Annotated in this window: 5 protein-coding genes; 1 reads left to right on the plus strand and 4 read right to left on the minus strand. The window is 71.5% G+C overall.

The genetic code is table 11. From position 1 onward, the window contains the following. The first annotated feature begins 150 nt into the window (after window positions 1-150). The gene (locus tag HG543_RS47675; RefSeq protein ID WP_169351624.1) at window positions 151-2,631 is read left to right on the plus strand and encodes a sensor histidine kinase; all 2,481 of its coding nucleotides are present in this window, start codon (window positions 151-153) and stop codon (window positions 2,629-2,631) included. Window positions 2,632-2,634: 3 nt separating this feature from the next. Here HG543_RS47675 and HG543_RS47680 read toward each other — a convergent pair whose 3' ends face one another. The 4 genes from HG543_RS47680 to HG543_RS47695 all read right to left on the minus strand — a co-directional run bounded on the left by HG543_RS47680 (window position 2,635) and on the right by HG543_RS47695 (window position 8,206). Then, window positions 2,635-4,884 carry a S41 family peptidase gene (locus tag HG543_RS47680; RefSeq protein ID WP_343073622.1) on the minus strand — a complete coding sequence of 750 codons (2,250 nt, stop codon included), beginning with the start codon at window positions 4,882-4,884 and terminating at the stop codon, window positions 2,635-2,637. A gap of 328 nt (window positions 4,885-5,212) precedes the next feature. Then, a complete protein-coding gene (locus tag HG543_RS47685) occupies window positions 5,213-5,617 on the minus strand; it encodes a DUF779 domain-containing protein (RefSeq protein ID WP_169351626.1) in 405 nt (134 codons plus the stop codon). A gap of 1 nt (window position 5,618) precedes the next feature. Then, complete coding sequence (gene exaC, locus HG543_RS47690) at window positions 5,619-7,145, minus strand: acetaldehyde dehydrogenase ExaC (protein ID WP_169351627.1); 1,527 nt, start codon at window positions 7,143-7,145, stop codon at window positions 5,619-5,621. 119 nt (window positions 7,146-7,264) lie between these two features. Beyond that, window positions 7,265-8,206 carry a hypothetical protein gene (locus HG543_RS47695; protein WP_169351628.1) on the minus strand — a complete coding sequence of 314 codons (942 nt, stop codon included), beginning with the start codon at window positions 8,204-8,206 and terminating at the stop codon, window positions 7,265-7,267. Window positions 8,207-9,325: the final 1,119 nt, after the last annotated feature.

Consider the following 9,325-nt stretch of genomic DNA (forward strand, 5'->3'; position numbering starts at 1 on the left):
GGGCCGGGGTGGGCGCACTCCGCGTGAGGGCGGTACCGTCCGCCCCGGACGGGACGCCGCCGGGGGCGGGTTCGCCACCGGACATTCGCCTCGTACCTTGAGACAGGCGCCGTTGTCGGAGTCTCGGGAGCGTCATTATCTCGGGGGCCCATGTCGAGCCGCCCCCTGTCTTCCTCGCGGCCCGCGTCCGACGCTGAACCCTCGTCGCCCAGCCGCATCGGTGGTGGCGGTGTGCCCTCGCCGGAAGGGCCGGGTGGCGCCGGCGCCGGACCCGTCAATGTCCTTTGTGCCCGTGGCCATGGTGACGCGGAGGAGCGCATCGCGTTCCTCGCCAGCGCGGGCGAGCTGCTGTCCGCGTCGCTGGAGTGGCGCACGGTGCTCCAGCGGCTGGCGGAGCTGGCGGTGCCCGTCCTCGCGGACTGGTGCGCCGTGGACTTCATCACCAACGACGGGCGCGTGGAGCGCGTGGCCGCGGCGCACCGCGAGCCCGGGAAGGTGGCCCTCATCCACGACCTCTCGCCCCTCGGGGCCCCGGATGCCGCGCCGCCGAGCGGGCTGGCCGGGGTGCTCGGCACCGGGGAGCCGGTGCTGCTGCCGGAGGTGACGGACGCGATGCTCCCGGGGCTGGTGCGCACCCGCGAGCAGCTCGAGGTGGCCCGGAAGCTGGGCGTCCACGCCGCCATCGTCGTGCCCCTGCGGGGGCGCGGCCGCGCGCTGGGAGCCGTCTGGCTGGTGCGCAGCGAGGCGGGGGCGCGCTTCGGCCAGGCGGACCTGGAGATGTCGCTGGAACTGGCCCGGCGGGCCAGCCTGTCCGTGGACAACGCCCTTCTCTACACGGAGGCGCGCGAGGCGCAGGTGCGCACCGAGCGCCTGCAGGCCGTCACCGCGGCGCTGTCCCGCGCCGTCACCGCGGAAGAGGTGGCGGAGGTCGTCCTGAACGAGGGCCTGCGCCTCACCGGCGCGGCGCGCGGAGTCATCCTCGAGCTGGGCCGGGAGGACGGCGTCGAGGTGCGCGGCTCCTTCGGCTATGCGCCGCACATCCTCGACTACCTCCGGGGGGTGAAGGTCCAGGAGGCGATCCTGCTGCGCCAGGCGCTGGAGCGGCGCGAGTCCATCTGGCTGTCGCAGATGGAGCCAGCGCGGTACGCCTCGGACCTGCCCCAGGGCGCCGCGGCGCAGCTGGGCGAGGGCGCCCGGGCCGTGCTGCCGCTGCGGGTGGAGAAGGGCCCCCGCGGGTTCCTGGTGCTCACCTGGGAGGGGCCGCGTGCCTTCCCCTCGGCGGAGCGCGCCTTCCTGGAGGCGCTGGCGTTCCAGTGCGCGCAGGCCCTGGAGCGCGCGGCGCTGTACGAGGCGCTGCGCGAGCGCGGCGAGCGGCTCCACCACGCGCTGGAGGTGGGAAAGGAGGCCGAGGAGCGGCTGTTCTTCCTGCTCGACGCGAGCCGCGCGCTGGCCGAGCACCTGGACGACGTGGAGTGGACGCTGGAGCACGTGGCGCGCGTGGCGGCGCGCAGCGTGGCCACCTGCTGTCTGGTGGAATTGGTGGGCCCGGATGGCGCCCTGCGCTGCGTGGCCGCGTCCCACAGGGAGCCGGCGCGCGATGCCTTCGTGCTCTCCACGCTGTCTCCGGAGATGAAAGAGGGGACGCTGCACCCCGCGCGCGAGTGCTTCCAGACGGGCGAGACGCGCTACCTGCCCGAGGTGGGCGCCGACCTGCGCGAGCGCATGTGGCAGGGGCCGGAGCACCGGGCGCTGCTGGAGGCGCTGGACCCGCACTCGCTCCTGGCGGTGCCGGTGCGCACGCGCGGGCGCACGCTGGGCGTCATCACCCTGGGCACCGCGCCGCCGCAGCGGCGGCTGGGGACCTCGGACGTCACCATGGCCGAGGAGCTGGCGCGGCGGGTGGCGGTGGCGCTGGAGAACGCGTCGCTGTACCGGGACGCGCAGGCCGCGGTGCGGCTGCGCGACGAGTTCCTCTCGGTGGCCAGCCACGAGCTGAAGACGCCGCTCACCAGCCTGAAGCTGCAGCATGGCCTCATCGACCGGGCGCTCGGCGGCGAGTCGCGCGGGAAGGTGGGGCCGCGGCTGACCACGGCCATGCGGCAGGTGCAGCGGCTCACCGCGCTGGTGGACAGCCTGCTGGACGTCAGCCGGCTGTCGCTGGGGAAGCTCGCGCTGGAGCCCACCGACGTGGACCTGGGGCAGGCGGTGCGCGACGCGGTGGACCGCATGGAGGAGGTGTTCGCCCAGGCGGGGTGCTCGGTGTGCGTGGACGCGCCAGGGCCGCTGCCGGGACGGTGGGACTCGCTGCGGCTGGACCAGGTGCTGGTGAATCTGCTGACCAACGCGGCGAAGTACGGCGCGGGCCGGCCCGTGCGCGTGGAGGCCACGTGCGAGGGCGAGGACACGGTGCGGCTGTCGGTGAGCGACGAGGGCATCGGCATCGCCGCCGAGGACCTGCCGCGCCTGTTCGGCCGGTTCGAGCGCGCCGTGTCCGACAGGCACTATGGCGGACTCGGGTTGGGGCTCTACATCAGCCGGCAGATTGTCGACGCCATGGGCGGGCGCATCGAGGTGGAGAGCCGCCCGGGCGCCGGCTCCGTCTTCACGGTGCGGCTGCCTCGGGGACGGTGAGTTTCAGTGGGCCGCCGCTCGCGGCTCCTCGCGTAGCAGCGTGAGCGCCCGCTCCAATACCTCGTCCCGTCCGGAGCGCAGGCCGCGCGCGGTGGGGCGCACCTCCACATCCGGGCGCAGGCCCACGCCCTGGACCGAGCGACCGTCCGGTGTCTCGAAGCGCTGGCCGGTGAAGAGGACGCAGACGGCGCCGGGCAGGCATACGTTGGTGGTGTCGCCCACGGCGCCCGCGGTGGGCGTGCCCACGAGCCGGGCACCCGAGGCGGCCTGAATCATCATCGCCGTGTACTCGCCCTGGCTCAGCGTGCGCTCGTCGACGAGCACCACCACGCGGCCCCGGTAGAGCGGCTTGTCCGTGGTGGGAAGCGGCTCCGGGTGGCGCACCTCGCGCGACTCGCCGGCGGACAGGATGGGCTTCGAGATGAGCGCGGACGTGGTGGCGCCCCGCGTGTTGAGGCGAGGCGCCAGGGCCCAGGCGCTCCCCTGGGGATAGCCGCGCAGATCCAGCACGAGCGCGCGCGTGTCCTTCAGCGCGTCCAGCATCGCGTCCACGCCTTCCGCGCGCAGCAGGCGCAGGTCCGCGTAGCCCACGTTGCCGTCCAGCTTCCTCCACGGCGTGGGAGCCTCCGGCGCCGGGCGGAGGAACGGGAGGAAGTCCCGCGAGCGCGGCAGCTTCGACTCCTTCATGCGTCCATCCACGGCCTGGAGCATCAGCACCACGTGCGAGCCGTCCGCCCCCGCGAGCAGCAGGCTGGCCACGCGCGCGTGACGGGCAGCGGGGTGGGACGCGCCGAGGAGCGCGCCGAGCCGCTCGGCGACGGTGGCCACGGGCTCTCCATTCACGGACACCACTTCATCTCCCACGAGGATGCCGGCGGCGCGCGCGGCCTCGGGCACGGGCAGCTCCGTCACGAGGAAGCGGCCTTCCACCGCCTGGAGCACGAGCGGCGCGGTGGCCTCCGCGATGGAGCGCAGCGGCACACCGCCCTCGGCGACGAAGATGTGGCCGTCATTCACACGGGCCGCCAGCGCGTAGAGGACGCGGGTGTACGCGGCGGCGTCCTGTGCCTCGCGGGCCCGGGCGAGGAACATGGGCAGCACCGAGTCCCAGTCGCCCAGCGCCTTCGGGTCCGGGTGGAAGAAGCGCATCACGTTCCAGAAGCGGATGACGGCGAGCATCCGGTAGGGCTCGGAGGGGTACGGCATGGACTCGTACGCGTCATCGGGACCGCCCGTGGGCAGGGCCGTGCTCTGGAGGGAGGCCCGCGTGGAGCCCCGTGCCGTACCGGTGCGCAGCAGCTTCAGCGCGGCCTGGAAGGCGGGGCCGGTGTCGCGCTCGTCCGAGGACGCGGGCACGGTGACGTCCGCGCGCAGGCCCGGGGTGCCGGGAGGAAAGGCCAGCTCCGAGGCGCGCACCAGCGCGCGATGTCCACCGGGCAAGGGCACGTGCCGCACCTTCACGGCGGAGGACTCATTCAGCGCGCCCTGTGAGACGAGGAAGGTGCGAGGCGAGCCACGCAGGGCCAGCAGCAGCGGCGACAGCGGCGTGCGCTCGTTGACGAGGAAGGCGATGGAGCGCTTCGGCGCGCCGGGCGCGGGCACGAAGGTCCGCGCGAGCCGCGTCTCCACCGACGCGGTGTAGCCACCCGAGCTGGGGCCGAGCTGCACGGGGAAGCCCGAGTACACGCGGAAGCGCTCCGCGGGCGCGGTGACCTTCTCCGAGGGCAACGAGCGCTCCAGGAAGCCGAGCGCCATGTCCATCCAGAGGGCCTCCTCGGGGCCGCTGGCGCGCAGGTCCACGAGGACGCGGCGGGCCTTCGCCAGCTCGGGAGCGAGCGCCGCCATGGCGGGGAACAGCTCGTTCATGGTGGCGTAGCGGCGGTCCAGGTCCACCACCAGCACGTCACCGGACCAGCGCGACAGGGGGCCTGGGGCTCCAACGGAAGGCGCGGGTGGCTTGGAAGGCGACGCACGCTCCACGCGGGTGAGCGGGTCCTCCAGCCGTCGCAGCATGGCGTCCACGGCGTCGGCCAGCGCATCCGGCGTGCGAGCGGCGGTGGCCTTCGGCAGTGAGCCGACGAGCGCGGCGTCCCAGTCCACCTCGCGGAAGGCGAGGGCGGGGTGGGCGTACTTCACCGTGCCCCAGACACGGCCGAGCACGGCGGCGTTCTCCATCGCGGGCTCGGGCTCCACGGCCGCTGCCGGGAAGGCACCGAGCACCACCGCGAACATGACGGCACACCGCGCACCCACGCGTTCCAAGGCCACCTCCTGATGGCGGCCCCAGACACCACGGACAATAAAAGGTTCCGAGGAATCGGACCTGCTCCGGAAGCCGTGCCGGCGGCCCGGGAAGCTCGAGTCGTACGGGGTGCTGAGTTCGCGCAACGCGGCGAGGAGCCCGCGGGTCTCGTCGGCGTCCTCGGACCGGATGTCGACGGCGCCGTAGGGGCGGCCGTCGTCCGGGCCGTGGTTCCGGCCCATCACGGCGCGGAAGCGCCCATCGAGGGATTCACTGAGGGGCTCGCTGTGCCGGACCCGCCAGACCCATGAAGCGTCTGGCGGGCCACGAGCCGCACGCTCAGCCACGCTGCTCGTGCTGGGGGCCTCGTGGCGGAGGCCCCTGCTGCTGGAGCGCGTGGTACTCCGCGTCCTCGAACACGCGGGAGCGGATGAGGAAGCGCACGCCCTCGGGGGCTTCCACCGAGAAGCCGCTGCCGCGTCCCGGCACCACGTCCACCGTCAGGTGCGTGTGCTGCCAGTACTCGAACTGCGACCCGGAGATGTAGAAGGGCGTGTCGACGATGGTGCCCAGGTACACGTCCTGCTGCCCCACGCGGAACTCGCCGCGGGGGAAGCACATGGGCGCGCTGCCGTCGCAGCAGCCTCCCGACTGGTGGAACAGCAGCGGCCCGTGCACCCCCTGCAGCCTGCGCAGGAGGTCCGCCGCCGCCGGAGTCACCGAGACGCGCTCCACCCGCGCCATGTCAGAACAGGCCCGTCGGCTTCGGGTCGTAGCTCACCAGCAGGTTCTTCGTGTGCTGGTAGTGCGACAGCATCATCCCGTGGTTCTCCCGGCCGATGCCCGACTGCTTGTACCCACCGAACGCCGCGTGCGCCGGGTACAGGTGGTAGCAGTTCACCCAGACGCGCCCCGCCTGGATGCTCCGGCCCATCCGGTACGCCGTGTTCTGGTCTCGCGTCCACACGCCCGCGCCCAGCCCGTACAGCGTGTCATTGGCCGTGGCGAGCGCGTCCTCCATGTCCTTGAAGCGCGTCACCGACACCACCGGGCCGAAAATCTCCTCCTGGAAGATGCGCATCCGGTTGTGGCCCTCGAACACCGTGGGCTCCACGTAGTAGCCCTCGGCCAGCGCCCCCGGCAGCATCTTCCGGCCGCCGCCCGTGAGCACCTTCGCGCCCTCCTTCTTGCCGATGTCGATGTACGAGAGAATCTTCTCCAGCTGGTCGTTGGACGCCTGCGCGCCCACCTGCGTCGCCGTGTCCAGCGGGTTGCCCTGCACCAACTGGCGCGTGCGCTCCAGCGCGTGGTGCATGAACTCCTCGTAGATGCGCTCGGACACCAGCGCGCGCGACGGGCAGGTGCACACCTCGCCCTGGTTGAGGGCGAACATGGTGAAGCCCTCCACCGCCTTGCGCGCGAAGTCGTCGTCCTTGTCGAACACGTCCGCGAAGAAGATGTTGGGCGACTTGCCGCCCAGCTCCAGCGTCACGGGAATGAGGTTCTCGGACGCGTACTGCATGATGAGCCGGCCCGTCGTCGTCTCGCCCGTGAAGGCCACCTTCGCCACGCGCTTGCTGCTGGCCAGCGGCTTGCCCGCCTCGATGCCGAAGCCGTTCACCACGTTCACCACTCCGGGCGGCAGCAGGTCTCCCACCAGCTCCATCAGCAGCAGGATGGAGGAGGGCGTCTGCTCGGCGGGCTTGAGCACCACGCAGTTGCCCGCCGCCAGCGCCGGCGCCAGCTTCCACGTGGCCATCAGCAGCGGGAAGTTCCACGGAATGATTTGCCCCACCACCCCCAGCGGCTCGTGGAAGTGGTACGCCACCGTGTGGTCATCGAGCTGGCTGATGCCGCCTTCCTGCGCGCGGACCGCGCCCGCGAAGTAGCGGAAGTGGTCCACCGCCAGCGGCAGGTCCGCGGCCAGCGTCTCGCGTACCGGCTTGCCGTTCTCCCAGCACTCGGCCACCGCGAGCATCTCCAGGTTCTGCTGGATGCGGTCGGCAATCTTGTTGAGGATGTCGGCGCGCTCGGCCACCGAGGTGCGGCCCCAGGCGTCCTTCGCCTTGTGCGCGGCGTCCAGCGCCTTCTCCACGTCCTCGTGGGTGGAGCGCGCCACCTCGCAGAACGGCTTGCCGTTCACCGGGCTGGGGTTCTCGAAGTACTGGCCCTTCACGGGCGGGACGAACTCACCGCCGATGTAGTTGCCATACCGATTCTTGAACCGCACCAGGCTGCCCTTCTGTCCCGGAGCCTCATAGACCTTCGACATGCGCAACCTCCCGCGTCGGCGGTGTGGAGTGAGGGCCGCGAGGATAGAGGGGTGCGCCAGCCGAACGTCACCGGCCCCGGAGGGCCAGCCCGCGTCCGCTAGTCACCAGCCGCGTCGCGTCACGGAGACGGCTTCGGGAGCAGGGCGCGCAGCTGTCTCCAGCGCGCGTGGACACAGTGCGTGAGCGCCGGAGTGGCTTCCCGCGCCTTGTCTCCCGTCACGCACCGCTCCGTCCCGGGGCCGCTCGCGCCGAGCCGTGAGACCATCAGGTCCATGGCGTCCTGCGCTTCCCACAGTATGTAGAAGGCGTCCTTCCCTTCGCCTTCGTACCGCAGCGCTTCTTCGATGAGCCGGGCCGCGACGCGGTCCACTTCCGGATGGGCATATCCATCCAGGGCCAGCAGCATCCCCGACACCGACCGTGGCGGGCCCGGGTCCGCGAGGAAGCTCTCCGCGAAGCGCCGCTGCGCCACGGGCGAGAGCGGATTCGGACGTGGGGCCCGGAAGCGCGGGTCGCTTCGGTATCCCTTCAACACCGAGCTGTAGAGAGCGTCCAGCGCGTCCCACCGGGTGGCGGGGTGCAGGAGCGCGAGCGCGTTCCAGTCCACGAGGGCCGCCTCGTTCACGGGAGGGAAGGCCTGGAGCGCGACCGCCGACATCACCCGCTCCCGCCACGCCGGAACGTCTGTCTTCTCGAGCCGACGGTCGGACAGATAGCCCGTCGTTCGCCAGTCTTCGTCCGAGGATTCGAGGAAGAGCAGCAGTCGGTGGTCCTTCCCGTAGCGCTCCAGGGCCCCGCCCAGCAGGTTCCAGTACGGGTCCGCGATGACGGTGAGGGTCTTCGCGGGGGCACCCTTCCAGACCTCGAGTACCTCGATGTCCACCCGCTCCCGGGACGAGAGTTCCCGGAGTGCTTCACGGATGATGCGGTCGTTCTCCGTCTCCGACGGAGGCGCGCCGTCCCACGGGGTGGACTCCACGCGCCACTGCCGCACCACCCGGCCCACGACGATGCGCTCCGCCTGCTCGGTGAGGTTCCAGGTCGGCAGCGGCATGGGCATACAAGGACGTCCCACGCCGGGGACCAACATCGTGAGGAGTGCGACCAGGGCCACTCCGAGCTGCTTCCATCCCGCCATGCGTGTTCCCTCCGTCAGTGTTGGCCCGAAGGGTACGGAGCGCTCGCGCGGCAATCCTCATGGAAGGCTCATGGTTTCGGCATGGGCGCGAGGAGCAACACTCCCTGGAGCGTGAAGCTCCGGATGCGATCGCTTCCGCCGAGTGAGGCTGCACATGCCGAGGACTCGGGTGGGGATGGCCGACGCGTCGGCGACGCGGGGGCTCTGGCCGTCAGATGTCGAGCACCTCGAGGTTCCGTATCCATCACCAGCCCCGCGTCACGGAGGCCGATGAGGCGGTGTGCAATCGGGCGTTCTCTGCACCAGCGGTCGCGGCAAGGCCTCCTGCTTCTGAATCCTTGAATGCAATGCATGTCGGCTGACCGGGGACGATGCGACACGTTCACCTGCAGAGCTCCGTGGGTGGCATGAGCCTCCAGGAGGAACCCAGCCCGTTGGCGCCGTCCCAGCGGAGACGGGAACGGTCTTCGGATGATTGAACACCCGCCCGGTCGCCACGCCTGGACGGATACGCACCCCTGGTGTGCTTCGACAAGGTCCGCGTTTCCGTCACACGCGCGGACGGGGGAGGGCCGCGCGAGAGCCGACCTCATCAGGCAAGCATACGAGAGCGCCGAGCAAGACGCGGGTCTGGTGGCGGCTCATGCGTTGAGACTTCTTGGGAGGATTCCTGGCTCCGCTCGAACCGGTGGGGTGGCGGGACGCGAAGCTCCCGAGGCACGAGGAGCCACCGAGGTTGTCTTTTCTCCGCTCGAAGCTGTGGGCGGGACGCGAAGCTCCCGAGGCACGAGGAGCCACCGAGCTTGTCCTTTCTCCGCTCGAAGCTGTGGGCGGGACGCGAAGCTCCTGAGGCACGAGGAGCCACCGGGCTTGTCCTTTCTCCTGCCGCTGACTGGAACGAAGTGGCTGAAGCCGGATGACCCGTCAGGTTCTCACCGGGCGCGGGCTCCACCCTCCCTGGCATGTCAGCCCCCTCCGGTAGAAGGGTCGTCGTGGAGGAATGATTCCTCCAGCGAGGCGGCGGCCCGGGGGAGGGAGGGG

Origin of the sequence: Pyxidicoccus fallax (assembly GCF_012933655.1) — a bacterium.
GTDB classification, from domain to species: domain Bacteria; phylum Myxococcota; class Myxococcia; order Myxococcales; family Myxococcaceae; genus Myxococcus; species Myxococcus fallax.

Bases quoted from the DNA above. Each gene is read 5' to 3' on its own strand.
- HG543_RS47675 (WP_169351624.1), top strand. From the start codon at position 151: ATGTCGAGCCGCCCCCTGTCTTCCTCGCGGCCCGCGTCCGACGCTGAA.
- HG543_RS47685 (WP_169351626.1), bottom strand. From the start codon at position 5,617: ATGGCGCGGGTGGAGCGCGTCTCGGTGACTCCGGCGGCGGCGGACCTC.
- exaC (WP_169351627.1), bottom strand. From the start codon at position 7,145: ATGTCGAAGGTCTATGAGGCTCCGGGACAGAAGGGCAGCCTGGTGCGG.
- HG543_RS47695 (WP_169351628.1), bottom strand. From the start codon at position 8,206: ATGCCCATGCCGCTGCCGACCTGGAACCTCACCGAGCAGGCGGAGCGC.